General features: G+C 65.3%; 26 protein-coding genes and 2 pseudogenes. 15 read left to right on the forward strand and 13 right to left on the reverse strand.

All coding sequences use genetic code 11. The features are described 5' to 3' along the window. On the forward strand, positions 1-528 hold a 528-nt coding region (locus tag FV230_RS02545; protein WP_281408243.1), incomplete at its 5' end, for a carbohydrate-binding domain-containing protein. A gap of 114 nt (positions 529-642) precedes the next feature. Here the strand turns inward: FV230_RS02545 and FV230_RS02550 are convergent. Further along, positions 643-893 (reverse strand): annotated as a pseudogene (locus FV230_RS02550) (IS6 family transposase); the annotation flags it as partial. 26 nt (positions 894-919) lie between these two features. Here FV230_RS02550 and FV230_RS02555 point away from each other — a divergent pair. Together FV230_RS02555 and FV230_RS02560 are read left to right on the forward strand one after the other, a co-directional pair. Beyond that, on the forward strand, positions 920-1,510 hold the full coding sequence (locus FV230_RS02555; protein ID WP_147841117.1) for a hypothetical protein: 591 nt from the start codon (positions 920-922) through the stop codon (positions 1,508-1,510). Between the two features lie 246 nt (positions 1,511-1,756). Next, entirely contained in the window at positions 1,757-2,107 is a 351-nt protein-coding gene (locus FV230_RS02560) for a hypothetical protein (protein ID WP_147841118.1), read from the forward strand. A gap of 510 nt (positions 2,108-2,617) precedes the next feature. On the opposite strand, the gene FV230_RS02565 is transcribed toward FV230_RS02560, so the two are convergent. Continuing rightward, on the reverse strand, positions 2,618-3,064 hold the full coding sequence (locus tag FV230_RS02565; RefSeq protein ID WP_147841119.1) for a hypothetical protein: 447 nt from the start codon (positions 3,062-3,064) through the stop codon (positions 2,618-2,620). A 295-nt stretch (positions 3,065-3,359) separates the two neighbouring features. On the opposite strand from FV230_RS02565, the gene FV230_RS02570 reads away from it, so the two are divergent. Next, on the forward strand, positions 3,360-4,112 hold the full coding sequence (locus FV230_RS02570; protein WP_147841120.1) for an IS6 family transposase: 753 nt from the start codon (positions 3,360-3,362) through the stop codon (positions 4,110-4,112). 29 nt (positions 4,113-4,141) lie between these two features. On the opposite strand, the gene FV230_RS02575 is transcribed toward FV230_RS02570, so the two are convergent. From FV230_RS02575 to FV230_RS02610, 6 genes are all read right to left on the reverse strand, one after another. Continuing rightward, a complete protein-coding gene (locus FV230_RS02575; RefSeq protein ID WP_147841121.1) occupies positions 4,142-4,330 on the reverse strand; it encodes a hypothetical protein in 189 nt (62 codons plus the stop codon). Between the two features lie 577 nt (positions 4,331-4,907). Beyond that, a complete protein-coding gene (locus FV230_RS02585; RefSeq protein WP_246694699.1) occupies positions 4,908-5,138 on the reverse strand; it encodes a helix-turn-helix domain-containing protein in 231 nt (76 codons plus the stop codon). Positions 5,139-5,442: 304 nt separating this feature from the next. Then, complete coding sequence (locus FV230_RS02595) at positions 5,443-6,834, reverse strand: TAXI family TRAP transporter solute-binding subunit (RefSeq protein ID WP_147841158.1); 1,392 nt, start codon at positions 6,832-6,834, stop codon at positions 5,443-5,445. A gap of 128 nt (positions 6,835-6,962) precedes the next feature. Beyond that, complete coding sequence (locus FV230_RS02600) at positions 6,963-7,394, reverse strand: hypothetical protein (protein ID WP_147841122.1); 432 nt, start codon at positions 7,392-7,394, stop codon at positions 6,963-6,965. A 7-nt stretch (positions 7,395-7,401) separates the two neighbouring features. Continuing rightward, on the reverse strand, positions 7,402-7,782 hold the full coding sequence (locus FV230_RS02605) for a glycosyl hydrolase (RefSeq protein WP_147841123.1): 381 nt from the start codon (positions 7,780-7,782) through the stop codon (positions 7,402-7,404). 74 nt (positions 7,783-7,856) lie between these two features. Continuing rightward, positions 7,857-8,267 carry a hypothetical protein gene (locus FV230_RS02610; protein WP_147841124.1) on the reverse strand — a complete coding sequence of 137 codons (411 nt, stop codon included), beginning with the start codon at positions 8,265-8,267 and terminating at the stop codon, positions 7,857-7,859. A gap of 306 nt (positions 8,268-8,573) precedes the next feature. Between FV230_RS02610 and FV230_RS30490 the strand changes: the two genes are divergently transcribed. Next, positions 8,574-8,963, forward strand: a complete 390-nt coding sequence (locus FV230_RS30490) for a PRC-barrel domain-containing protein (RefSeq protein WP_246694700.1) — start codon at positions 8,574-8,576, stop codon at positions 8,961-8,963. 26 nt (positions 8,964-8,989) lie between these two features. Here the strand turns inward: FV230_RS30490 and FV230_RS02620 are convergent, their stop codons facing one another. Then, positions 8,990-9,226: a hypothetical protein gene (locus FV230_RS02620; protein ID WP_147841125.1), complete on the reverse strand. Its 237-nt coding sequence runs from the start codon at positions 9,224-9,226 to the stop codon at positions 8,990-8,992. Positions 9,227-9,586: 360 nt separating this feature from the next. Here FV230_RS02620 and FV230_RS02625 point away from each other — a divergent pair, with 360 nt between their 5' ends. From FV230_RS02625 to FV230_RS02675, 9 genes are all read left to right on the forward strand, one after another. Then, entirely contained in the window at positions 9,587-11,077 is a 1,491-nt protein-coding gene (locus tag FV230_RS02625) for a PAS domain S-box protein (protein ID WP_147841126.1), read from the forward strand. Positions 11,078-11,206: 129 nt separating this feature from the next. Then, a complete protein-coding gene (locus FV230_RS02630) occupies positions 11,207-11,386 on the forward strand; it encodes a hypothetical protein (protein WP_147841127.1) in 180 nt (59 codons plus the stop codon). A 90-nt stretch (positions 11,387-11,476) separates the two neighbouring features. After that, positions 11,477-11,737, forward strand: coding sequence for a GlsB/YeaQ/YmgE family stress response membrane protein (locus FV230_RS02635; protein ID WP_147841128.1), 261 nt, complete (start codon positions 11,477-11,479; stop codon positions 11,735-11,737). A 49-nt stretch (positions 11,738-11,786) separates the two neighbouring features. After that, a complete protein-coding gene (locus tag FV230_RS02640; protein WP_147841129.1) occupies positions 11,787-12,773 on the forward strand; it encodes a PhnA-like protein in 987 nt (328 codons plus the stop codon). A 267-nt stretch (positions 12,774-13,040) separates the two neighbouring features. Next, on the forward strand, positions 13,041-13,340 hold the full coding sequence (locus FV230_RS02645) for a hypothetical protein (RefSeq protein ID WP_147841130.1): 300 nt from the start codon (positions 13,041-13,043) through the stop codon (positions 13,338-13,340). A 40-nt stretch (positions 13,341-13,380) separates the two neighbouring features. Next, positions 13,381-13,863, forward strand: coding sequence for a YidB family protein (locus FV230_RS02650; RefSeq protein ID WP_147841131.1), 483 nt, complete (start codon positions 13,381-13,383; stop codon positions 13,861-13,863). 368 nt (positions 13,864-14,231) lie between these two features. After that, a complete protein-coding gene (locus FV230_RS02655; protein WP_147841132.1) occupies positions 14,232-14,594 on the forward strand; it encodes a CsbD family protein in 363 nt (120 codons plus the stop codon). 413 nt (positions 14,595-15,007) lie between these two features. Continuing rightward, positions 15,008-16,180: a chromosome partitioning protein ParA gene (locus FV230_RS02665; RefSeq protein ID WP_187275353.1), complete on the forward strand. Its 1,173-nt coding sequence runs from the start codon at positions 15,008-15,010 to the stop codon at positions 16,178-16,180. Between the two features lie 484 nt (positions 16,181-16,664). Continuing rightward, the gene (locus FV230_RS02675) at positions 16,665-16,877 is read left to right on the forward strand and encodes a hypothetical protein (RefSeq protein ID WP_246694701.1); all 213 of its coding nucleotides are present in this window, start codon (positions 16,665-16,667) and stop codon (positions 16,875-16,877) included. A gap of 2 nt (positions 16,878-16,879) precedes the next feature. Here the strand turns inward: FV230_RS02675 and FV230_RS02680 are convergent, their stop codons facing one another. Beyond that, positions 16,880-17,806 carry an AraC family transcriptional regulator gene (locus tag FV230_RS02680; protein ID WP_147841134.1) on the reverse strand — a complete coding sequence of 309 codons (927 nt, stop codon included), beginning with the start codon at positions 17,804-17,806 and terminating at the stop codon, positions 16,880-16,882. Positions 17,807-17,949: 143 nt separating this feature from the next. On the opposite strand from FV230_RS02680, the gene FV230_RS02685 reads away from it, so the two are divergent. Continuing rightward, positions 17,950-18,708 carry an SDR family oxidoreductase gene (locus tag FV230_RS02685; protein WP_147841135.1) on the forward strand — a complete coding sequence of 253 codons (759 nt, stop codon included), beginning with the start codon at positions 17,950-17,952 and terminating at the stop codon, positions 18,706-18,708. Positions 18,709-18,836: 128 nt separating this feature from the next. On the opposite strand, the gene FV230_RS02690 is transcribed toward FV230_RS02685, so the two are convergent. The 3 genes and pseudogenes from FV230_RS02690 to FV230_RS02700 form a co-directional block, all read right to left on the reverse strand. Continuing rightward, positions 18,837-19,046, reverse strand: a complete 210-nt coding sequence (locus FV230_RS02690) for a hypothetical protein (RefSeq protein WP_147841136.1) — start codon at positions 19,044-19,046, stop codon at positions 18,837-18,839. A 171-nt stretch (positions 19,047-19,217) separates the two neighbouring features. Next, the gene (locus tag FV230_RS02695; RefSeq protein ID WP_147841137.1) at positions 19,218-22,442 is read right to left on the reverse strand and encodes a PAS domain S-box protein; all 3,225 of its coding nucleotides are present in this window, start codon (positions 22,440-22,442) and stop codon (positions 19,218-19,220) included. A 227-nt stretch (positions 22,443-22,669) separates the two neighbouring features. Further along, positions 22,670-22,877, reverse strand: a pseudogene (locus FV230_RS02700) (hypothetical protein); the annotation flags it as partial. Positions 22,878-23,177 lie beyond the last annotated feature (300 nt).

Below are 23,177 nucleotides of genomic sequence, written 5' to 3' on the forward strand. Positions count from 1 at the left end.
GCCGACAACCATGCCGGCTACAACAGCGGCGGCGTCGCCAACATGTTCAACAACGGCAGCGCGGACTTTCACACCCCCGCGACATCGGTCGTCACAGTACCCGCTACGCCAGTGATCCCCGCGCCCGTGGTCACGACACCCACAGCGCCGGTCGTGACACCCTTGGCTCCGGACACCCTCGTCTTCCGTGTGTCGGGTGACAGCTACCAGGGCAATCCGCACTTCCAGGTGCTGGTGGACGGCCATCAGATCGGCGGCACACTCACCACCAGCGCGTCGCATGCGGCAGGCCAGACGCAGGACATCACCCTCACGGGCCAGTTCGGCACGGGTGCGCACGACATCGCGGTGCAGTTCCTCGACGACGTCTACGGCGGCAGCGCGACGGCCGACCGCAACCTCTACGTCCATCAGGTCAGCCTCAACGGCCAGACCCTGGCGGGCGACGCCGCCGACAACCATGCCGGCTACAACAGCGGCGGCGTCGCCAACATGTTCAACAACGGCAGCGCGGACTTTCATATTTGACAGGCTACTGAACGAAGGGACAGCGCTGGGCGTGACGTGGGAATTGGATGGGCCCGCAGCTGACGGGGCCTGTCGCAAGCCGTACCGGTAAGGCACAGGCGGAGGCTTGATGTGCTTGCGGAAAGCTCCCAGCTGCTTCTGCATGAGGGAAATGTAGGCCAGAACCCAGCGGTTCAGGGTGCTATCGTCCACCTCCAGAGTGCGTTCCGGGAATAGCTGCCCCATGTCGCGGTGTCGCGGTAGCTCAGCGAGTAGCGCAGGTACCAGGCGACAGCCTGCACGATCAGGTTGGCCTCGTAGTGCCGGCCTTTGAAGTCAGCTTTGGCGCGCTGCTTGAGCTTGGCAGCGATGGCGGACAGGATAATGGGCAGCCTCCGAAACCGGAGGCGCCTTGCGGGTCATAAGGTCAACGCTGGGTAAGAGCAGACACAATCGTGTTTGCGACACGCCCCAGCCCATCCAATCGACAGCCGAGCTGCCGGGCCCGGTCATCGCGACCGGGGCCGGTGCGGCATGGCTCGGCGGCAAGGCGGCAACGATCGGCGGCACGGCAGCGCTCACCGGTACCGCCCTCGGCATGAGCAACGGCATCATCACGGGTGCCTTCACAGCCGGAGCCGCGACGCTCACGACGGCGGTCCTCGCCCTGCCGGCTGCCCTCACGGCAGCGGCAGCGCTGACGATGACCTATGACCAGGCGAACAAGATCGCCATCCAGGAGGGGTCGCAGGCCTTCATCGGCAAGGCGGATGCCGGCGAGGCCCCGGCGCTCAACCCGATGGAAGGGCTCGTGCCGAAAGACCCGCCATTCCAGAAGTACCTACGGACCCCGTTCTCGGGCACGTTCGGGAATTGGGAAGGGTCGCTACCGCCGGGCACGGCCGGGATGCCGGCTTCGGTGCCTGCGCGCCTGCCCGGACTCAATGGCCTGGTCGGGCCGCGACCCTCGGAGGCTCCCAAGTCGGAGGTCATGGTGCGCTAGCCGGGTTTCGGCCCGGCGACGCCCAAAGATCCCGCCGATGGCAGCGCAGCGACAGGAGGCAGCTCCGGCCGCATCCAGCGCGGCGCCCGTCCCGGATTAGGGGCAAGATGCAGGAAGCGACTGCAGCTCTTGCCTCCTACAAGGCCGAGCTGATGAACGTGAAGTCGGAGCTGGCCGCGAGCGCGAGCCTCGATCTCCCGGGGGGGCGGCGCCGGGCTTAAGGCACGGAAGGCCGAACTCGAACACATGATCGAGGGCGTCCAGGCGAAGCTGACGGCGCTCAACGGGGAGACGATCGCGCCAAAGGTCGAGACCGGTGCGCTCGAAAACCTTCACGTCCGAGCAGGCGAGCTGAAGGATGCCTTGCAGGTAGCCGGCGGCATCACAGTCGCCCCGCAGGCCTCGCCGGCCGGCCTCTCAGGAACGCTCGCAGTCGCGAAGGAGCTGTTGACCACCTTGCAGGCGATCCCGGTGGTGATCTCCGCGTCGAACGGCGCTCTCGCGCGGCTAGTATCGGGGGTGGTCTGCAAGCCCGCTCGCGGTCGTTCAGAAACGGCGTCACACCCAGGGCGGGTAAGCAGTGATGTCCCCGCATGATCAGATCGAGGCGCTGGAGGCTGCTGCAATGGCCTTGGCCCAGCAGACGGCCGGGACCGCCACTATAATTATTGCGCAGAGTTTTATCATGCGTGCGTTAGCAGAGGGTTTGACGCGCGGTAGCGGCACATCGATCGGCGACGTGCATGAAATTTTCTGGCGATGTCCGACTACAGGCCGGCTGAGATTGCCGCTTCCGTGCGGGCAATGCTTGCCGAGGCATCCGTCGCATCGGGAGCACGGCATTGAGCACGGATCCCCGGTCCAGTTGTCGCCTCGGTGCCCGTGTTGAAACGGCCGACACCCGACCAGTCCTGGCGCACCCACCACCGTGAGCGGAGAGCGAAATGGGCACCCCCGCCGGTGGCAAAATACGATTACGTTGGCGCGATGGCTGCACTTATTCGAATGATGCGCAGGAACGTCAAAAATTGAGACCTGGCCTTTGTGACAAATCGCTAGATAAATTGTAAAATTACATTTTAGAATGTTTTGATGTATATCTTTTGATTATTTTTTATCTTCGATAGGCTTTTGACCTTTCTCCGATAGATCCGCTATCAATTTGGTTTTATCATCGAAAGAGTAAAGTTTTTTTAAATGCGGATTAGAAACAGCAAATTTCATAAAATCGCTAGCTGCCTTAAGCCTGCCGTCTTTATTTACATCCTCCGAAGCCTCAAGTCGAAGAGCTTCATCTTCTCTTGTCTTAGCTTCTTCTGCTTGATGCTTTAATTCAAGAGTTACTATTGCTAACCCTGTCGCAGTTCGATTGAAAAATTCGCTTGCGACAAACGTAGGCCGAGAGTAAAAAACGTAAAATGCGTTCGCCGCAAAGAAAAAAACCATAAATAATAGGGTGAAATCTGAGCTCGATCCCTGAAGCACGCCAAAAAAACCAAATATTCCAGCCAGTAATGCTGAAAAAATCAGTATAGATATTCTTATAATATTCATTTAGATTGCCACGCAAGATTTATTGAATCTAATGTTAATTAGACGGAGGAGGCCGACCTACCCCATTCAGAGGCCTGTCGCAAATGCCGACGGGCTCACGCCGGTCAGGCTTCCGCTATACACGGCACCGACTACCCGCGGCAGCTTGGCAGCGCAGTGTTGCGTGGCAGTGTTTGACTGGCCGTTCGGAATGCGGCGGCCCTTTTCGGGGCCTGTCGCAAACGCGTGCGCGTCTTCGTTCACGGATCGCTAGCCATTCCTGACGAGCTTGCCGCCTCCGCCTTGCAGCCGACCCATGATCCTGTCCGCTATCGCCGCCATGCGGAAGCATCGCTCCAAGGCCGACTTCAAAGGCCGGCGCTACGAGGCAGTGCTCATCGTGCAGGCCGTCTCCTGGTACCTCCGCTATCCGCTGAAATACCGCGACATTGAGGAGCTGTTCCTGGAACGCGGTCTGAAGGTGGACCACAGCACCCTGAAACGCTGGGTTCTGGCCTACGCGCCCCTGATCGAGAAGCGGCTACTTCAGTTCCGTCAGCCTCACTGCGGGTCGGTCCGCATCGACGAGACCTACATCAAGGTTCGCGACGGGTGGCGCTACCTCTACCGGGCCATCGACAAACACGGCAATCCAGTCGACTTCCTGCTGACCGCCGACCGCGATCTCGATGCGGCCAGGCGCTCCTTCCGCAAGATGCTAGCGGATGAGCCTCTTCTCGCCCCGGACCGCATCGGCACGGATGGCGCTGGCCCGTATCCGCGAGCCATCGCCGAGAGCCGGCAGGCAGGACTGCTGCCGCGCACGCCGATCCACTATGTCACCGAGCATCTGCAGCAGGGGATCGACAGCGACCACTTCCGGGTGAAAAGGTCGATGCCGCGGGTGGGAGGCTTCCGCTCGTTCAATACGGCGCGACGCGCGATCCAGGGCTTCGAGGCCATGCTCTGGCTGCGCAAGGGCTTCGGCTTCGTCGGCGCGTGGACGGTGCACGAGCAGAACCAGCTACTCGCAATCTGCCTCGGGCTTCCACAGGCGAACAAAGGGTGAAAGCGGGACGGCAGAGGTCGTTCCGCGTCTCAGATCCGAGTTTGCGAAACGCCCATTGCTGTTGAGTAGCAGGCGGACCGCCGTGCGAGTCCGGACGGCCAACCTTCGGGCTTGCCGAGCGGCGTCGTGGTCCAGTCGTAGGCACGCATCCGCGTCACCATCTCGCCCGCCCCGGCGAAGAAGTCGCGATTACCGGACATTGGATCAAGCGTGATCATGAGAGGCAGGAGCCTGCTGTGCCATCGCTCGCTGGTCGGCCGGGGTCTTACCCATCTCGGCGCGCTCGAACTCTTGCAGCGCGGCACGTACCACGTCGCTGACGCTGCTGTAGCGGCCGGTGGCGACGCACCCTTACAGGAACACCCGCAATTCCGAAGGCACAAATATTGTAATGGTTTTGCGCACAGCCATATTTGGCACTAGCACCGCTACACACTGTCATACATTTACAAATGAGCATTCTGATCGAGAGCAAAGTGAAATGTGCTTCACCCTGATCGCGGTCATTGCACCATGCCAGCACGAATTTCTGAAAGGGTTGTGAGCAGGCGTGGCGACAAGGTCCGCTTCTGTCAACTTTCGCTTTAAAGCGGACCGTCGCAAATCCACCCTGAGCGGCCAGTCTGGTAGCGACCCAACCCAGCAACTAGGACCGCCGTCGGTGCTTCTCGAAAGCAGCCGTTCGTCAGCCTTCCGGCAACTTCGGCTTGAGGTGGCGATCAGACCTTAGTCTTCGCCCGGAATCGGACGCTGCGCGCGCCGCTCTTCACCGCCTACGGCGGCGGCCAAGCTGGTTCATTCAACAATCTCGACCGCGCCGCGACGGAGTTCGATCAGGCCTGCCTCGGCCCATTGTGCCAGGATGCGGCTCACCACCTCGCGCACGCCGCCGACGTCGTCAGCCAGCTTCTGATGGGTCAGGGCAACGACGCCGCGCGGATCGGCTTCAGCTAAGAGCCGTTGGGCTAGGCGCTGTTTGAGCGGGGCGAACGCCACCTCGTCGATCAGCGTGAACAGACCGGACATCAGCCGCGTGTATGGGAGCGCCTCGCGGTGGCGCCCCCGGCATCCGCCGGAAAGTCAGGCCGACAGTTTCGTCGTGTTGTGCGGATCGATGACGAATTTCTTGGGCGATCCCTGGTCGAACATCCGGTATGCGTCGGGCGCCCGCTCGAGCGGGATACTGAGCATTCCCCACGTGGACGATGACCTGAAGCCTATCGGAAAGCCTTTCCGGTAGGCTCCTCCGCTCACGACGCCACGACCACGATGCGCAGCGGCGAAGGCACCTGCGCGACCGGTGGCGCCTCGTTGCAGGATGTCCTCGAATTCAGTTGGCGGGCGGTGCACCCGGGAGCCCGGGGCCGACGCTTGCGGCCGATTCGCTCCGGCGCATCGAAGCACGCCTAACCGTGGATCGCGTCGCGTCGATTGCGACGTTGGCCGCACCGAGGATACGGAGCTCGGTCGGTCGATTGAGGGCTTGGCGCGCGACGGTGGCGGCAAGGTCGTCGACCTCGGCGGCCATCGCCTCCAGGCGCCCGGGATCGGTCTCCCGGCGGGCTTCCGAACGCAGTTCGAGCAGGCGGCCTGTCGCCACCTCGATCCGCTCACGGCGGATGCGGCCCAGTCGTTGCCGCAGCCAGGCCACCGTCGATCCGACGCCGCCGGCCAGGATGGCGATGAGGTAGATCCAGCTTTCGTAGCGCTCGATGAACGTCTCCTGTTCACGCTCGTAGTAGTCGATGGCGCCGGGATGAATCGGGAGGCGCGCGCTGGTGGCGCCGGCGGTGTGCTCGTAGGCGGGAAAGGTGACGGCGTCCGCCGCGGGAACGGTGTCGGCGAGGGCTGTCCTCATCTCGAACAGGTGCTGTGTCACCTCCGCGGCGAGGCTGCGCGAGAGGTCGGCGCGGGCCATCAGGCGATAGGACGATCCAACGGTCGCCACGTCCTCGGCGGGAACGCGGGGATTGCCGCCGAACAAGGCCGCCGGGAGCGTGACCGATTGCAGTCGTGGCCAGCGTGCCAGGACGGCGGCGGAATCGGGTACCCCGAACAGGGCGACCTCTTCGTCCCCGCCGTCTTCCTTGACGAGGGACACCATTCTCATTGCGACGGGAGAGGTTGGTGTGGTGACCAATGCCAGCGCGTCGATGCGATGGTCGCGTAGGGCGTCGGCGACCTCGGTCTCCTCCAGGGCCACGAGGGCCACGGCCTTTGGCGGAACTGTGCCGACGGGCATCTCCGTCATGAGTTCCAGGTCGTGGTGTGCAAGGAGGGTGCCGACGAGGGCACGGTCGGCGGTGCGGCTCGCCAGCATACCGAGGCGTTTGCCCGCCAGATCCGGGAAGCCCTTGATGCCCGCGCTGGAGGGAGCCGCCACGAAGGCCGACAGATCCCGCAGGACGGCGAGCGTCAACGCGTTGCCAGGCATCGCGACGTCGGGTCGGACGACGGCAAGGTCTGCCTTGCCGGCCTTCAGCGCCTCGGCGCTCTCGCGAACCCCGTCGTAGGACACGACCTTCAGCCGGATGCCAAGCCTTCTGCGTGCCAACTCGTCCGCGTAGGCACGTAACAGCGCCGGTTCCGTTCCCCCGTTCGGGCCGGCTGCCACCGTCAGCGTCGTCGGGCGCGTCAAATGGTAGGTCGCCAGGGCCGCGGAAACGAGAACGAGGGCCAGTCCCAGCAGGAGCCAGTCCTGCCGTCGTCCGGGCAGGCTCATCGTTGCCACGTAGGCTTCCTCGCAATGGCTCCACAGTCGAGGCCGCACCACGGAAATAGGGGCGGCCTCGTCGGGATGTCGCAATCCTCATGGCTCCGTCGTGGGAGGACGGAACCTGATCGCCGGCGTCAGCGCCCGGTAGTGGTCGTAGACTTCACGGGCTTCGAGCCAGGCTCATGCGACATCGTCTTAGTGCTGGACTCGACGCCTTCGCCGTCGCGGACCTTGGTCTTGGTCTGCGACTTCGAGAAGGTACCACCGTCATGCGACATGGCCTTCGCCTGCCCGTTCAGGCCGCCGTTCCCCGTCTCGTTAACGTGGGAGCGGTCCATGGTCTTCCCTCCTGCGGCGGCGCCACCCGTGGCGAGGGAGGAACCGGTGGCGCCGTTCGCGCCGGTCGACGTGCCGCCGGTCCCGACCGTCGAGGCGGAGGTGCCACCGGCCGCGGCGGAACCTGCGCTGCCTCCCGTCGCGCTGCCGCGGGCCTGTGCCTGGGCGAGTGCGGGAGCGAGAAGGAGGCCCATGGCCGCAAGTACGGGAATGATCTTCGTCGCTGTCATGTGGGCCTCACCTCTTGTCCTTGGGAACCGTGACGACGCAATCGCCGTCGCCGGTGGTGGTCATCGTGGTCCCGTTTCCAGAGCCAGAACTTGAGGCCGAACTGCTCGTCGTGCCATTCGCGGATCGGGTGATCACCGACGGCCCCCCGGTCGTGGAACTCCTCACGCCGTCCGGTCCTGCCGTGACCGAACTCGACAGTGTCCCGGCGCCCTTCGCGTCGTCGGAATGGACGACTTTGCAGGGCTTTCCGCTAGGGCCGGTGGTGACCGTCGTTCCTCCCGAGACACCGTTCGGGCCTGAGGTGACGGTGCTGGTCTGGGCATGGCTCGCGGCGACCCCGGCTAGGGCGAGGCCGCCGCCGAGAAGCGGCAGGATCAGGCGTGCCATGGTGCAACTCTCCTCGGGAGCGGGACGGGCGCGGTCCCGTGGGACCGCGCCCGGGTTTTCAGTTTGGTGTGGGGTCAGCGCTTGTTGTGGCCCGGTGCGTTCTCGGAGTTGCCAGGACCGCCCTTGTCATGGCCGGCCGCGCCGCCCGACTTCCCGCCGCCGTCGGACATGCCGGCCGAGGAGCCGCCGGTGCCGACGGTCGAACCGCTCGTACCCTTGCCGGCCGACGAGCCACCGGTCCCGACGGTCGAGGAGCTGGTGCCACCGCCCGCCGACGACCCGCCGGTACCCAGCGTCGAGGACGTACCTGCACCGGTTCCGGAGCCGGCGGACGAGCCGCCCGTGCCAACGGTGGAGGAACTGGTGCCCCCACCCGCGGAGGAGCCACCGGTGCCGACGGTCGAGGACGACTGGGCGACTGCCAGAGCGGCGCCGCCGAGGACGAAGGCAGTGGCGAGTGCGGCGACGCGAATGTTCTCTAACATGGTTTTCTCCAGGTGTGCTGGTCGTTACGGAGCCAGAAACGGAGATGTCGGAAATACCGTTCCAAAATAATGCTTCGCATGTAGGCAGTTCGCCTACCTGAATGGCAGGTTAATGCAGTTTATATACTTGGTTCAGACATGCCTATAGCATCGGGATAATACCCCGTGGGCCGGCTCATCGCTTCATCGGACAGCGGGATCTGTGGATCTCCGGCCAGTCCATCGCAGCCATGGCCGGCTCGAAGGGGAGGCGGCGACAGCGAGCGGGAACGGCGATCCCCAGGGGACCGTTCCCATCGACCAAAGGTGAAGGCCGGGACGTTCCGTGAAGCGATCCTCGCGTGGGCGATGAAATTGGTGCCGGAAGTGGCTACCGAGGGACCGCACCCGGGACCCGAAATTCTCGCCGGAACAGTTTTCCTACGTCGCTCGTTCCTGGACACCCGATCCGGGATCGAGAATATATTCATGCGTCTCTTCGTGCTCGCCGCCGTTGCCGCCTTGGGCGGCCCCCTCCTGACCAAGGACGAAGCTTCGGCGCCGCCGGCCACCGTCAAGTTCGCTTCCGTCCCGCCGGACATGGTGCTGAGCGACAACCTCATCGGCCTGAACATCGTCGACGGCACGAACAGCAACGTCGGCGAGATCAAGGACATCGTCATCGAGAGGGGCAAGCTGAGCAAGCCGGACGCTTGATTCTAGCTGATTGCTAGCTTCGGCAACTAGGTATTTAAATTTTTGGTAACAAAAAAGTCCAACCTAAACAGGATAATCCCCGCTTCGTCAGTGAATTCCATTTGCAGTTCCGAGCCAAGGCTTTCTAGTCTTGCGCCTTCCTCAATGAGTACGCCTGCGTATCGAATAGTCTCTCGACGAGCGAGCATGATCTCCAGTAATTCGATGCCCTTTTTATCGGGAAGAGGCACGCTGTCATAGACGTTGAAGTGGTAGCGAGGCATGCGCCTCTCTCGGCAGTCAAAAGGCGGGAGTGCGCGTCTCTCTCAGTCGCCGACGCCCCGTTGTCGTGGCCGGCAATAACGTTCGCTATCAGACACTGATCTGGGGCACAACCGAGTGCTTACAGATGGGGTTGGGCCGTTCGTCATGCCGCAGCCTGAAGTGATCGAGGGCCGAGGAGAGAATTACAGGGGCTTGCCAGTCCGGAAACGCGTGTCAGACCAAGGCGACAACCTTCCTGCAGACGGCAAGGATACCGGCCGGCAATGTCCGGGTTAGTGCCCGACGCATCGTTTGGGACGCTGGCACCCATGCGTGGATGCGACGCGACCACCGATGCCCTTCGAACGAGGTGAGCCAACATGACCCAGTCCGAGCAGCGGCAACTGGCACAGGTCGTCGCCGGCCTCGCCGAGGGTGTGATCCTTATCGAGCCGGACCACACCATCGCTTACGCCAACGACGCCGCCCTCGCGATGCATGGGGTCGCCGAGTTCGGCGACCTTGGAACCACGGTCGCCGAGTATCGGGCCAACTTCGTCCTGCGCTACCTCAACCACCGCAAGGTCGGCCCCCTGCAGCATCCCGTCGAGCGCATCCTCGCCGGCGAGGCGTTTCGCGACGCGGTTGTGGAGGTCCACCACGTCTGTCACCCCGAGAGGACATGGACGCATCGAATGCGGGGAGTGGTCACGACGGATGATGCCGGTGCACCGACTGGCCTCGCGCTTCTGATGCAGGACGCCAGCGACCGTTACGACGCGGAGGAGCGGTTCGAGTGCATATTCCGGGCGAACCCGGCCCCGGCCGTGGTGTGCCGGCTCTCCGACCTGCGCTACGTCAAGGTCAACCAGGGTTTCGTCGAGCTCACCGGATACGCACGCGACCAGGTCATCGGCCGGACATTCACCGAGGTCGACCTTCTCGGCCAGGGCGAGCATCGCGCCTCCGCAATCGAGCACCTCCATGCCGGCACGACCATCAGGCAGCGGGAGGCGTGTCTCTCGGTCCCGTCCGATACCGAGAAATACGTCATCGTCGCTGGCCATCCCATCGAGATGCCGGGCGGCGAACGCTGCATGCTGTTCACGTTCGCCGACCTGGAGGACAGGCGGAAAGCCGAGGCCGAGCTCCGTCTCAGCGAGGAGCGCTTCGCCAAGGCGTTCGAACTCAGCCCGATCCCCACGGTCCTCCTCAGCTCGGACACCGACCTGCCGACCAGCGTCAACGACGCGTACGCCTCCACCTTCGGCGATGCCGAAGGCGCTTCCGCGATGCCCTGGGTGGAGGAGGCAGAGCGGACGCGCTTCAAACGGGAACTCCAACGCTATGGCAGGGTGCGCGCCTTCGAGGGGCGCCTGCGCACGCGCGACGGCGACGTCCTCGACTGCCTCGTCTCCGCCGAGAAGGTCATCGTCGGCGGCGGCGAGGGCCTCCTTTGCGCCGTCCAGGACATCTCGTCCCGAAAGCGCACAGAGACCGAACTCATCTCTGCCATCGAATCCGTCATGGCTGACGCGTCGTGGTTCAGCCACGGCGTGATCGAGAAGCTCGCCCTGCTGCGCAACCCGCCCAGGCCGGGCAAGCCTCAGGCGGTGGCGGAGAAGCTCACGACCCGCGAGGGTGACATGCTGGAGGGCATTTGCCGCGGCGATACCGACGAGGAGATTTCCAAGGCTCTCGGCGTCTCGCTGAGCACCGTGCGCAACCACGTCGCCAGCCTGTACCGCAAGATCGGCGTCAACCGACGCAGCGCCGTGGTCGTCTGGGCCAGGGAACGCGGCATCGGCGAGAAAATATCATTTGAGCATTACGGCAAAAATACAACGCGAAAACCAGGTCGAAAACACTAACTCGACTAATTCAAAATACTTTTATGTAAATTGCCGGAACATCGCTCCGACGAAACTATTCGGTGGGTGTAGCTCTGCTCGAACCGGGCATCTCGACGACGGCCAAATCGGACGAAAGAGGTGCCGCGAATGGGCAAGGGCCGCAAGGTTCTGTCGAGCGATCATGCCCGTGCCCTGATCAAGCAGGCCATCGGCATCATCTTCGGCGACACCAAGGTCGAGGCGGAGGCCACGACCGAGATCGCTACGATTGAAGCGCGGCAAACCACGAACCAGCCGACCCGACTCCGCCGTCCCGCGCGGATCTAGCCCCGGCCCAGTACGCCATCGAGACCCATGCCTCAGCCCGCGCAGGCCCTGCGTCGGGACCCTTCTGCACGCCGAAAATTGGAGTTCGCCATGTCCTTCCTCGCCTGGATCGTCCTCGGCCTGATCGCCGGCTTCATCGGCAGCAAGATCGTCAACAACACCGGACAGGGCCTCGTCGTCGACATCCTGCTCGGCATCGTCGGCGCCGTCGTCGGCGGCTTCCTATTCAACCAGTTCGGCGAGCCCGGCGTGTCGGGGGTCAACCTCTACAGCCTACTCGTGGCCGTCGTCGGCGCCGTGATCGTGCTGTGGCTCTACCACACCGTCATGGGCCGCCGCCGGGTCGTCTGACCCGCCGCGCCCTTCCAGCTTTCCGAGCTTACAACCCAGGAGAACCACCATGGCCACCGTTACCGAGCCCACGCCTGTATCCCCCGGACGCCCGATACCGGATCGCACCGTCGTCGACCGCGACCTGCCGCAGACCACCATGGTCCCGCCGGCCGAGGACATGCGCACGATGATGCTGCATTCCGTCTCCTGGGGTGCCGTGCTTGCCGGAGCCACCGTGGCCCTGATCTCCCAGGTCATCCTCAACATGCTGGGGCTCGGCATCGGCCTGTCGACGGTCGATCCGATGGGCGACGGCACACCAGCTGCGAGCTCGCTTGGCATCGGAGCGGGCCTCTGGTTCGTCGTCTCCGGCGTGCTGGCGGCCGTCGCCGGCGGTTATTTCGCCGGACGCCTATCCGGCAAGCCGTCGGCATCGACGGCCGGCTATCACGGCCTCCTCGCCTGGGCGGTCTCAACCCTCGTGGTGCTCTACATGCTGTCGTCGGCCGCCAGCGGCATCGTCAGTAGCGCCATGGGCACGGCCTCCTCGGCCATCGGCGGGGTCGGCAACGCGATGGGCGGCTCCGTCTCGACCCTGGCGCAGGCCGCCGCTCCGTCGCTGACCAAGGTCACCGACCCGTTCTCGAACATCGAGTCCAATGTCCGCAACGGCACCGGATCCGATCCGGCCGCGCTGAAGGACACCGCGGTGACCGCCATTCGCGCCGCCGTCTCGGGTGACGGCGCACAGCAGGCCGCCGCCCAGGAGAAGGCCGCCGTGGCCCTTTCCAAGGCGCAGAACATCCCGGTCGAGCAGGCCCGGACCCAGGTCGCGCAGTACACCCAGCAGTTCAAGGAGACCGTTGCCGCGGCCAAGGAGCAGTCCAAGCAGATCGCCGACGCCACGGCTCGCCGTGTCTCCCAGGGCGCGCTGTTCGGGGCCCTCGCGCTGATCTTTGGGGCACTCGCCTCCTACTTCGCCGGCCGCGGTTCGGCCGTCAATCCGACCGTCACCCACACCGCCACGAACACCCTGACACCGCGTCGGGCATGAGCTTCGGCGACCACGCCGCGACCGAGCCCTACGATCTAGGGACGTCCTTCGGCACCGCGGGGTGGTCACCATTCTCTGCGACGGCCTCGACCGAAACGGACCCGAGGTCGTCGCCTGCTTCCTCAAGAGCGCCGGGCAGGTCTCGCCCGGCTGCCGGGCGGCCATCGCGGTTTACGCCGAGACGGCATCCGAACGGTCCGCCGCCTCTTCGTAGCGATTGCCTGCCTTCCCCAGTTCGTACTCGATCCGATCCCCAAGGAGACCTCCATGAAGATCCTCACCACCCTGACCGTCGCGACAGCCGTGACGCTCCTCGGTGCCGGCGTCGCCTCGGCCAAGCCCTGTGCGGTCGGAACGACCACGAACAGCACCGGCCAGCAAGGCTCGGCCGACGCTTCCTCGAAGGTCGACGGCGACACGACCGCGAAGGTCTCGCCGGGTGCCAAGGCAGAATCCCCCGGGACGGTCGGGGCGATGAACAACGTCGGCTCGAATGCGACGGCCTCTGCCAACGAGGCGAAGCCGCCTGAGGGCAAGGTGGTGAAGCCCGGTGACGACGATTGCTGATCGCGCCGAAGGTCCCAGAACAACGGAACAGAGACATCCAATGAGTGACGGCTTCCCCTCGATGACGGCGCTGCTTGGCCTGTTGGCCGTGGCAGGCTTCCAGAACCGGGACAAGATCCAGGAGATGCTCGGCGGAGCCGGCTACGGTGATCCTGCGACCGCAGGCACGCCCGCGGGACAGGGTGGTCTCGGCGGCATCTTTGGTAATCTCGGAAACGCCCTCGGGGGTGCCGGCGCGGGTGGTCTGCTCAGCGGCGGCCTTGGCCATCTGGTCGACCGCTTTCGCGAGAACGGCCACGGCGAGGCGGCCGACTCTTGGGTGAAACACGGGCCAAACGCCGAGATGAAGCCCGATCACCTGAGGTCGGCCATCGGCCCCGACGTCCTCGATACGCTGTCGCGGCAGACCGGCCTTTCGCACGATGACCTGCTGTCTAGGCTCTCGCGCGAGCTGCCGTCCGCAGTGGATCGCTACACCCCCGACGGCAGGCTGCCGTCCTCGGTCGCCGGCATGCCGGGCTGAGGAACCACCCGGTCGATCCCGCAGGTATCGGAGCCGCGGAACCGACCGGCCACCACGTTCGCATCGGGGCACGTAACTCCCAACACCGGACGGACATATGTCCGGAAGCGCGCACGCCTAGGCCGCCGAACACCATGAGGCAGCGGCCAAGTCACACCAGAAGGCCGCTCGGCACCTCGACGCCGGCAACGAGGAGAAGGCCGCCAAGCATGCCTCGAAGGCCGACGACCGGGCGAAGAAGGCAGACCAAAGCTCGATCAAGGCGCGACCCAAGAAGGCCGCGTCGAAGAAGTAGTCAGCCCTAGTCGCGGCTCGAAGCGCGTCTTGCCGCGGGCCGGCTCAACCTCGAACCGAACGGAGATTGACCAATGGACGAAAACCGCATCACCGGCGCCGCCAAGGAACTCGGCGGCAAGGTCCAGGGCGCCGTCGGCGACGTCACGGGCGACCGCGAGACCCAGGCCAAGGGCACCGCCAACGAGGCGAGGGGTGCCGTCGAGAACCTGTACGGACAGGCCAAGGACGCGGTGCGGGACGTCGCCGACCAGGCGGGTGGCATGGCAAAGGACGCCATCGAGCAGGGCCGTCGGGCCTTCCCGGATGCCGAGCGGACATACCGTCGAGGCGCCGATACGGTGACGGACTACGCCAAGGAGTCCCCGTTGATGCTTGCGGCCATGGCCGGGGCCATCGGATACCTGCTCGCGATGGTCGTCCACGGCCGTCGCTGAACGGTCGACGTCCGGGGCTACGCTTACGACGGACGCGGTCATCGGTTGGGGGGAGACGGTGGGGATCCTCCGATGCCACCCGGGCGCATGCTGATCCGCTACAGGTCGAACGACGACCACTGGTACCTTTGCGGCAGTGGCGACCCAACTGACGTGTGCGTCTTCCACGAGCCGAACGTGCCACCCGGCGGGAGGCGGTCCCGCATCGAGTTCGCGGCTTTCCTCGCCTCGGCGAACGGACCCCCCAGCACAGCGCACTCATCGGCATGATCGGCTCCCTTGTCGGGACGGATCTTGCCGACGTCGCATCGAGCGTCCCCACCCCCGAGCCGGGGGCCACCGGTGCCGAACCGATGCCCGGCGAGGCTGCCTCGTCGATCTGATCCATCCCCTTCCACGCCCGTGAGGACGCCATGGCCATCGACTACCGTTCCGAACTTCGCAGGCCCCTCCCGTTCAGCCTCGCCGTCGTGGCGGCGGTGCTCCTGGTCTGGCTCGTCGTTGCGTCCATTGCCGGCGCACGGCAGAGGACCGTCCGGGACCACCGCATCCAGGACCTGGAGACGCGGCAGGTCGCGCTGCAATCGGACCTCGACCAGCAAAGGGCGGCGGCAGGGACCCTCGATGGTCTCAAGGCGAGGATCGCATCGGCCCAGCAGCAGGAGCGGGACGTCACCCAGGCCAGCGAACAAGCCAAGGCGAGAGCCGCGAGCCTGGCGACGGAACAGCAGGCGGCGGAGCGTAAGGCCGGCGAGGCCAAGGCCACCGCCGAAGCCGAGGCCACCAAGCTCACCGGGCTGCAGGCGCAGGTCGCCCAGGCGGAGCAGAAGCTCGCGCCGATGAAGGAGGCCACCACGGCCGCCGAGCAGGCGGCGACCGCCAGGACCAAGGAACTGGCGGAAGTCGGACGCCGGTTGGAGGAGACGCGGCAGCAGGAGGCGAAGCTTCGGGCGGACATCGCCGCGATGTCCCAGGAGGCGACCGCTAAGACCGCGGACCTGGCCAAGGCCGAGGAGAGCCAGCAGAAGGCGCGCGACGGCTCGGCTGCCGCGCAGAAGGATCTCGCCGACGCGCGGGCCGCAACCGAGCAGGCGGCGAAGCGGAAGGCCGAACTGGACCAGGCCATCGCCGGCCTGACGGCGAACCGTGAGAAATTGACGAGCGACGTCTCCCAGGCCGGCCAGCAGGTGCAGCAGGCCAAGGACGGTTTGGCGGCGACCCAGAAGGAGCTCGCCACGGCGCAGTCCGAGCGGGACCGGGTGATCTCCGAGCGGAGCCAGGCCGAGCAGGCAGTCCAGAAGCTGTCGGCGGACCGCGACGGTGCGACCTCGGCGGTTAAGACCCTGCAGGGGAAGCAGGCCGACGCCCAGGCACAGTTGGCGACCCTGACCGAAACGCTTGCGACCCGTAATAAGGAGATGGCCGCCCTTGAGGACCGTCTCGGGACCACGCGTCAGGAACTTGCGGCCACACAGGCCAAGCTCGCCGAGGCGCGGCAGCAGCTCTCGGACCAGCCGCCGGCCATGACGGTGCACCCTACCCAAACCCCGCCGGCGAGCATGCCGACCGCCCCCAAGGCGGACTAAGGCGTCGACGTAGTGGGATAGCGCGAGAGCTGCCGATTCTGCGCACCGCTTCTCGCGCTGGCCGTCGTCGGACTCGCGTACGCGTAACTCACGCAGCCGACCACGTCGTCATCGCCGTGCCTCCGAACGGGGGTTCCAAGCGACCACTGATGCGGGCCTACGCGGATCACCACCGTCCCGCGGGCATCGTCGCCAGCGAAGATGGTAAAGCATGCGCTTTAGACCGTAGGGCCGGGGAAACGGCGCGTCGGGCATACCGGCCGCCGGCCCCGGAGGTGTTCGTGCCAGCCTTCTCCGCTTGGCCAGCTGCGCTCGCCCGCCCAGCTCCGCCGGCCAAGCTACTCGTGGCGGAGCGGCCCACCGTGCACTAACTTCACCCTTGGACCACCTCGTGGGGGCCGATCAGTTGTTCAAAGTTGCCGCTCGGCTTGGCAGGCTCCACCCGTGCCGAGCAAAGAGCCGACCTGATCGGAGGGCGGTTGCAATGGATACGAACGGCTTCCCCAAATCCATCAACGAGACCCAGCGTGAGTTCCTGCGCCTTTGTGAAGCCAGCGACGGCGCTCGTGGCGGTCCACCACGAGGCGACGTGCTGGAACTGTTGCATGCCAGCGGGAAGAGCTTGCACCTCCTCGCTCATAAGGAAGCGCAGAATCATCTCGCGGCATACCCGCAGGCTGGAACGTTTGGCGTGTAGACCTAAAGCGCTCGGCGTTCGTCGCCTTCAGGACCCTGGTCGCCGGCGATCGCATGCGGGTGTTTCACGTGCCGCTTCGGTGGGACGCCGAACAGACGGGCATACTCCCGGCTGAACTGCGAGGGGCTTTCGTACCCGACCGCGAAGGCGGCGGCCTCGACGTTGAAGGCACGGGAGTTCATCAGTCGTCGCGCCTCCAGAAGACGCAGTTGCTTCTGGTACTGCAGCGGCGTCATCGACGTCAGCGCCTTGAATTGACGATGGAACGCCGAGACGCTCATCCGGGCGACGGTGGCGAGTTCCTCGATGCGGACTGGCTCGGCGAAACGGTCGCGCAGATTGTGCAGAGCGTCCATGAGCCGTCGTGACGGACCGTTCGCCGACATCACATGTGCGATCTTGCTGCCGTGCGGCCCCGTCAGCAGCCAGTAGCAGATCTCGCGCATGATGCCGGGGTACAGCACGGGAACCGCCTCCGGCGTATCGAGCAACCGGACGAGTCGACGTGCGCAGTCTGCGAGAGGCCCGTCGAAGTCGGCCACGAAGATACCTCGGCCATCTTTGCCGCCAGCCACCGGGGGGCTGTCCATCTCTTCGGCCACACTCCGCATGATGTCCGGATCGAGCGCGAGCGCCAGAACGAGGCAGGGTTCGTCAGGACTGGCCTCAACTACGCGCCCGGTTGAGGGCGTCTCGACTCCCACCACGAGAGCCTCGCCCGCGCGGTAGACGAAACGCTCTTCGCCGAAGTTTGCCCATTTGGCTCCTTGGGCCACGATGCAGAGTGCCGGCTCGAAGATCCTGTGGCTCGGCGGGTTCGGGCGATCCGAACGCATGATGTGGAGGTTCAGGGACGGCACCTCGTAGGGGCCGGGGCCAGCCTGACGCTCCGTGTAACGCAGGATCGTCTCCGCCAACGCCTCCATCATGCGCGATTCCTCTACGGATTGTTCTCGGCGATCTCTAGGGCGCCGAGCAGGATTAGGCAAGAACGCGACTGGTTCGGGCATTCAGCGCGAGGGTCACTTACCAATATGACCCGTTCCGTCGGACGAGAGCGGAGAGCACGATCATGTCGGAAACTAAGATTGCCATCGTGACCGGCGGGAGCCGAGGGATTGGACGGGCTGCGGTCCTGAAGCTCGCCGAGCTCGGGGTTCGGTCAATCCTCACCTACAACACGAACCGAGAGGAAGCCGAGCGGGTCGTTGGTCTTGTGGAGGAAGCCGGTGCATCTGCAATCGCCATCCGATTGGACGTCGGGGCCGCAGGGACCTTCGACGGGTTCGTCGGAGCGGTGCGGGACGGCCTAGCAAGCTTGGGAGCCGAACGCTTCGATTCCCTCGTCAACAACGCTGGGACCTCTTCGGCAGCGACACTCCTAAAGGCCACGGAAGCTGAACTGGACGAACAGTTCGCCGTGCACTTCAAGGGTACGTTCCTGCTGACGCAGAAGCTCCTGCCGCTGATGAATGATGGCGGCCGGATTGTGAATCTGTCCTCGGGTCTGGCGCGCGTTGCCATGAACGGGCGTGCTGTTTATGGGCCGATGAAGGCTGCGGTCGAGGCCCTGACCCGGTACATGGCCCTGGAACTGGCTCCCCGCCGCATCGCCGTGAACGTGGTCGCGCCAGGTGCCATCGCCACCGATTTCAGCGGCGGCGTGGTGCGGGACAACCCACAGGTCCGGAAGATGGTCGCCGATCAGACCGCGCTCGGCCGCGTCGGCCTTCCGGAGGACGTCGCCCCCGTCATTGCCGGGCTACTGTCCGATGGGTTCGGGTGGGTGAACGCACAGCGTCTCGAAGTCTCCGGTGGCGTCCAGATCTGACGTGACAACGGCCACGGGGTAACCTCTCGCACTGGTCGCCCTCAGCACCGGCGCACTTTTGCTGCGCCTGTCGAAGGGGCCAGCATCGAAAGCCCTCGTTGCAATGCCGGCCGGCAACTCAGGCGATGCTATGACACTCCGTTGTAGACCGCGTCGCCGGACCATGAAACCTGCGCGACCCAGGTGTCGAAGCCCTTGGTGTCGCCCTCCTTGACCTCATCGGCCAGCAGGCCGAACCCAAGGACGAAGGTGGCGACGCAGAACAAGGTGGCCACCAGGCCGATCTCCCACTTCTTGGGATGGCTGGCGGCCTCAGCCCGGGCACTCACTTGGTTCATCTCGCCTGACCTCCCTGCTGGCGCGAGCACTCCCCTCCGGAGCTAAAACGCGGCGCCGAGCCGTGGCTGAGGTCATCAACACCTTGAGGGCATCCGTCATGGCGTAGATGAGCGGCAGAACACCCGAGTGCACGTCGGCTGTGAAGCGTTGAGTTGACTGGTCCCGCAGCCCTACGGGACGGCGATGAGTTCCTTGATTCGCGAGGCGAGCGCCTCCATGACGAACGGCTTCGTCAGAACGGCCATACCAGGGTCGAGGTGACCATTGCCGACCACGGCATTCTCGGCGTAGCCGGTGATGAACAGGACCTTCAGGCTCGGCCGGGTCACCCGTGCCGCGTCGGCCACTTGGCGACCGTTCATACCGCCGGGCAGGCCGACGTCCGTCACCAACAGGTCGATGCGCACGTTCGAGCGCAGGACCTTGAGACCGGCCGGCCCATCGGCCGCCTCGATGGCGGTGTAGCCGAGATCCTCCAACACTTCGGTGACCAGCATCCGAACGGTTGGCTCGTCATCGATGACGAGCACGGTCTGTCCCTGCTCGGCGCGTGGCGCGTCGCTTAACGAACCCATGGCATCGGCTTCCTCGGCCTCACCGTAGTGGCGCGGGAGGTAGAGGCACATGGTCGTGCCGTCGCCGACCTCCGAGTAGATCCGGACGTGGCCTCCCGACTGCCGCACGAAGCCGTAGATCATCGAGAGGCCGAGGCCGGTGCCCTGACCGATAGGCTTGGTTGTGAAGAACGGATCAAAGGCGCGCTGGATTACCTCGGGCGTCATGCCTGTTCCTGTGTCCGAGACGCAGAGCGAAAGGTATTGGCCGGGGGGCAGGTCGCGTTCCTTCGCGGCCCGCTCATCGAGCCACTTGTTGGCGGTCTCGATGGTGATGCGGCCACCGTCAGGCATCGCATCACGGGCGTTGATGCAGAGGTTGAGCAGGGCATTCTCAAGCTGGGGCGGGTCAACCAGCGCCGGCCATAGCCCCGCTGCGCCAACCACCTCGACGTGGATGGCCGGGCCGACGGTGCGCCGGACAAGGTCCTCCATGCCGGCGACGAGACCGTTCACGTTGGTGGGCTTGGGGTCGAGGGTCTGGCGTCGCGAGAAGGCGAGGAGCCTGTGGGTCAGGGCCGCTGCCCGCTTCGAGGCGCCCTGCGCGGCGTTGATGTAGCGGTCGAGATCGGTCAGGCGCCCCTGGGCCATCCGGGTCTGGAGAAGCTCCAGGCTGCCTGAGATGCCGGCCAGCAGGTTGTTGAAGTCGTGGGCCAGGCCGCCGGTCAGTTGTCCGACCGCCTCCATCTTCTGCGATTGCCTGAGCGCCTCCTCCGTCGCCATCAACTCCTTTGTTCGATCCGCCACCCGCGCCTCAAGGGTGGCGTTCAGGGTCGCCAGTTCCTCGGCGTGGCGGCGGCGCTCGTCGATGTCGGTGTTGGTTCCGACCCAGCGAGGGATGGTCCCGTCCGTGGAACGGACCGGTTCGGCGCGCACCAGGAACCAGCGGTACGTGCCGTCCACACGCCGGATGCGGAACTCGGTCTCGTAAACCTTGCACGCCGCGAGCGAACGGGACCAGGCCTCGCCCGCCGTGGCCAAGTCGTCCGGGTGGATGATGCGGGTCCACTCGGCCATGCCGTCCAGGGTGCCGGGCTCGGCGCCGCTGTAGGCGTAGACCTGCTGGTTGAACCAGTAGAGATGACCGTCCGGACGCGCTGCCCAAACCTGGTTGGGGACGGCCTGGGCCATGACGCGGAACTGGTCCTCGCTCGCCCGTAGACGTTCTTCGGCGAGCCGGCGGCCGTGGATGTCCTCCACGACGCCGTACCAGCGGATGACCGCTCCGTCCGCGTCGTGACGCGGATAGGCCCGGGCCCGCATCCAGCGGTATTCGCCGCGTCCGCCGACGTTGATGCGGTAATCCACGTCCACCGGCTCGCCCGAGGCGAGCGCGGCCCCGAACACCTCGAGGGTGGGCGGCACGTCGTCGGGGTGAAGGGCCTTGATCCAGCCCGCACCGTCCGGCTCGCCGGGGGCTTGGCCGGTGAGGTCGAGCCATCGCTTCGAGTAGGAGGTGATGTTGCCCTGCGGGTCGGCCGTCCAGGGCACTTGCGGGTTCAGCTCGACCGTGTGCCGGAAGTGGTCCTCGCTCTCGCGCAAGGCTTCCTGGGCCGCCCGCTGCTCGGAGATGTCGCGCGATGCGCCGGAGAAGCGTAGAGGCCGTCCTTGCCCGTCGGTCTCGATCTCACCCTTACGCGCGATCCAGCGCAACTCGCCCGTGTCCGCGCGTCGGATCCGGTAGGCGACGTCACGGGGCGGCGCGCCACTCGACCGGGTCTCCGCCGTCGAGACGAGATGGGCATCCTCGGGGATGACCAACTCCTCGAAGGCCCGCGATGGATAGCTGTCACGCACCGGAAGGCCGTAGAGACGACAAAATTCTGGTGATGGCCGCAGCGTGTTATCACCGACATCGACCGTGAACAGGCCGACGCCGCCGGCCTCCTGGGCCTGGCGCAGGCGCACCTCGGCCTCGCTCAACGCTTCCTCGCGATTTCGCCGCTCGCTCACGTCCCGGTAGAAGATCGCCATGCCATCGAGCGAGGGATAGGCTCGTACCTCCAGCCAGGCGTCATGGCCGTCCGGCCAGACGTAACGGTGCTCCAGCATCTCCGGGATCCGGTCCCGCATCACCCGCTTGTAGAGCTGCCCGATGGGCAGCTTCTCCGAGCCCGGATAGGCGTCCCAGTGCGGTCGGCCCACGATCTCGCTCGCCGGACGTCCCTCGTGGCGTAGGCCCTCCGCGTTGATCTGCAGGATCATGAAATCGTGGTCGAGGAGTACGAACCCCTCGGTCATGCCCTCCAGCACGCCGGAGGCCCGTGCCTCGCTGGCGCGAAGGGCCTCCTCGGTTCGGACCTTCGCGGTCGTCTCCGTGCAGATGCAGCACATCGCCGCGACCGCGCCGGCTTCGTCCCGAACGGGCGAGTACGAGAAGGTGAAGTAGGCCACCTCATCGTAGCCGCGCCTCCTCATCGTGAGTGGCAGGTTCTCCGCCCAGGTCGCCTCGCCCGCCATGGCGGCGTCGACCAGCGGCAGGAGATCCGACCAAATCTCGGACCAGATGTCCTGGAAGCGTTGTCCGAGGGCGGCCGGATGCTTGTCGCCCAGGATCGCGGAGTAGGCGTCGTTGTAAAGGAAGCCGAAATTAGGGCCCGAGGCCACGAACATCGGAAACTTGGAACCCAGCATTAGGCTCACGGCCGAGCGCAGCCACTGCGGCCATGCCTCGGGCCAGCCCAGCGGCGAGGCGGACCAATCATGAGCCCGCATCCGCGCACCCATGTGCCCGCCGCCCAAGAGGAAGGCGGGGTAGGGAGAAGTGGGACGCAGCGACATGCGGTCAGACGAGCTCGGCTATGCAGGAGCTGGCAGACGACCGTTCCGCACCGATGCATCGGGTGCGCGGCGTCGACCGTGTCAGGACACTGGCAGGTGACGAAGGCGAACGTGAGGCTGAGCGGGACATGACTCTTTCGGACCCGGCCCCTTTATCGCTGGCGACGGGACCGTAAGCCCAAGGTTCCAAGCGCTACGGCCCCTGTTTGTACATGGCTGTCCGCTCAGCGGCCGATCACCTTGCCCTCCAGCACGTCCAGAGCGGCAAACAGGGTCGTCGTCCCGTGTCGCTTGCATTTGTGGGTGCGCGTCGTCGGGTGGCCCGGCTTCATCGGCAATGGGGCCTGCGTGCGGGCGAGCGCCTGGATCTGGCTCTCCTCAACCTGAGCCTGTCGAAGGATCGTCGACCGAGAGGACGACGACATGAGCGGGCGGATCCCCTTGCCGCTCGTAGCCATCACCCGCGCGTCCGGGTCGTTCAGCGAAATCTGCCGGTCGGGAGCGGCTTCGACGAGCCTTTCCATCGCCTGCGGTTGAAGCACCCGAGAAAGCGAGCCTTCGCTGCATCGGTTGTTGCCGGATGGCTACGCTCGCGTCGCAACTCTGCATTCTACGCACGGGAAGGCCGCTTAGTCGGCGGTGGCATGCAATAAAGGCTGATCCAAAGACGGCGAGGTTTGGACTGCAGAATGACGACAGCTAGGCTTATCTGGGCGACCCATATCGCTGCCATCG

The sequence above is a fragment of the Methylobacterium sp. WL6 genome (genome assembly GCF_008040095.1).
In the GTDB taxonomy this organism is placed as follows: domain Bacteria; phylum Pseudomonadota; class Alphaproteobacteria; order Rhizobiales; family Beijerinckiaceae; genus Methylobacterium.

Excerpts from the sequence above, each read along its gene's own strand:
- FV230_RS02560 (WP_147841118.1), top strand. The coding sequence starts at position 1,757 with ATGATCGAGGGCGTCCAGGCGAAGCTGACGGCGCTCAACGGGGAGACG.
- FV230_RS02565 (WP_147841119.1), bottom strand. The coding sequence starts at position 3,064 with ATGAATATTATAAGAATATCTATACTGATTTTTTCAGCATTACTGGCT.
- FV230_RS02570 (WP_147841120.1), top strand. The coding sequence starts at position 3,360 with ATGATCCTGTCCGCTATCGCCGCCATGCGGAAGCATCGCTCCAAGGCC.
- FV230_RS02575 (WP_147841121.1), bottom strand. The coding sequence starts at position 4,330 with ATGATCACGCTTGATCCAATGTCCGGTAATCGCGACTTCTTCGCCGGG.
- FV230_RS02585 (WP_246694699.1), bottom strand. The coding sequence starts at position 5,138 with ATGTCCGGTCTGTTCACGCTGATCGACGAGGTGGCGTTCGCCCCGCTC.
- FV230_RS02595 (WP_147841158.1), bottom strand. The coding sequence starts at position 6,834 with ATGAGCCTGCCCGGACGACGGCAGGACTGGCTCCTGCTGGGACTGGCC.
- FV230_RS02600 (WP_147841122.1), bottom strand. The coding sequence starts at position 7,394 with ATGACAGCGACGAAGATCATTCCCGTACTTGCGGCCATGGGCCTCCTT.
- FV230_RS02605 (WP_147841123.1), bottom strand. The coding sequence starts at position 7,782 with ATGGCACGCCTGATCCTGCCGCTTCTCGGCGGCGGCCTCGCCCTAGCC.
- FV230_RS02610 (WP_147841124.1), bottom strand. The coding sequence starts at position 8,267 with ATGTTAGAGAACATTCGCGTCGCCGCACTCGCCACTGCCTTCGTCCTC.
- FV230_RS02620 (WP_147841125.1), bottom strand. The coding sequence starts at position 9,226 with ATGCCTCGCTACCACTTCAACGTCTATGACAGCGTGCCTCTTCCCGAT.
- FV230_RS02625 (WP_147841126.1), top strand. The coding sequence starts at position 9,587 with ATGACCCAGTCCGAGCAGCGGCAACTGGCACAGGTCGTCGCCGGCCTC.
- FV230_RS02630 (WP_147841127.1), top strand. The coding sequence starts at position 11,207 with ATGGGCAAGGGCCGCAAGGTTCTGTCGAGCGATCATGCCCGTGCCCTG.
- FV230_RS02635 (WP_147841128.1), top strand. The coding sequence starts at position 11,477 with ATGTCCTTCCTCGCCTGGATCGTCCTCGGCCTGATCGCCGGCTTCATC.
- FV230_RS02640 (WP_147841129.1), top strand. The coding sequence starts at position 11,787 with ATGGCCACCGTTACCGAGCCCACGCCTGTATCCCCCGGACGCCCGATA.
- FV230_RS02645 (WP_147841130.1), top strand. The coding sequence starts at position 13,041 with ATGAAGATCCTCACCACCCTGACCGTCGCGACAGCCGTGACGCTCCTC.
- FV230_RS02650 (WP_147841131.1), top strand. The coding sequence starts at position 13,381 with ATGAGTGACGGCTTCCCCTCGATGACGGCGCTGCTTGGCCTGTTGGCC.
- FV230_RS02655 (WP_147841132.1), top strand. The coding sequence starts at position 14,232 with ATGGACGAAAACCGCATCACCGGCGCCGCCAAGGAACTCGGCGGCAAG.
- FV230_RS02665 (WP_187275353.1), top strand. The coding sequence starts at position 15,008 with ATGGCCATCGACTACCGTTCCGAACTTCGCAGGCCCCTCCCGTTCAGC.
- FV230_RS02675 (WP_246694701.1), top strand. The coding sequence starts at position 16,665 with ATGGATACGAACGGCTTCCCCAAATCCATCAACGAGACCCAGCGTGAG.
- FV230_RS02680 (WP_147841134.1), bottom strand. The coding sequence starts at position 17,806 with ATGATGGAGGCGTTGGCGGAGACGATCCTGCGTTACACGGAGCGTCAG.
- FV230_RS02685 (WP_147841135.1), top strand. The coding sequence starts at position 17,950 with ATGTCGGAAACTAAGATTGCCATCGTGACCGGCGGGAGCCGAGGGATT.
- FV230_RS02690 (WP_147841136.1), bottom strand. The coding sequence starts at position 19,046 with ATGAACCAAGTGAGTGCCCGGGCTGAGGCCGCCAGCCATCCCAAGAAG.
- FV230_RS02695 (WP_147841137.1), bottom strand. The coding sequence starts at position 22,442 with ATGTCGCTGCGTCCCACTTCTCCCTACCCCGCCTTCCTCTTGGGCGGC.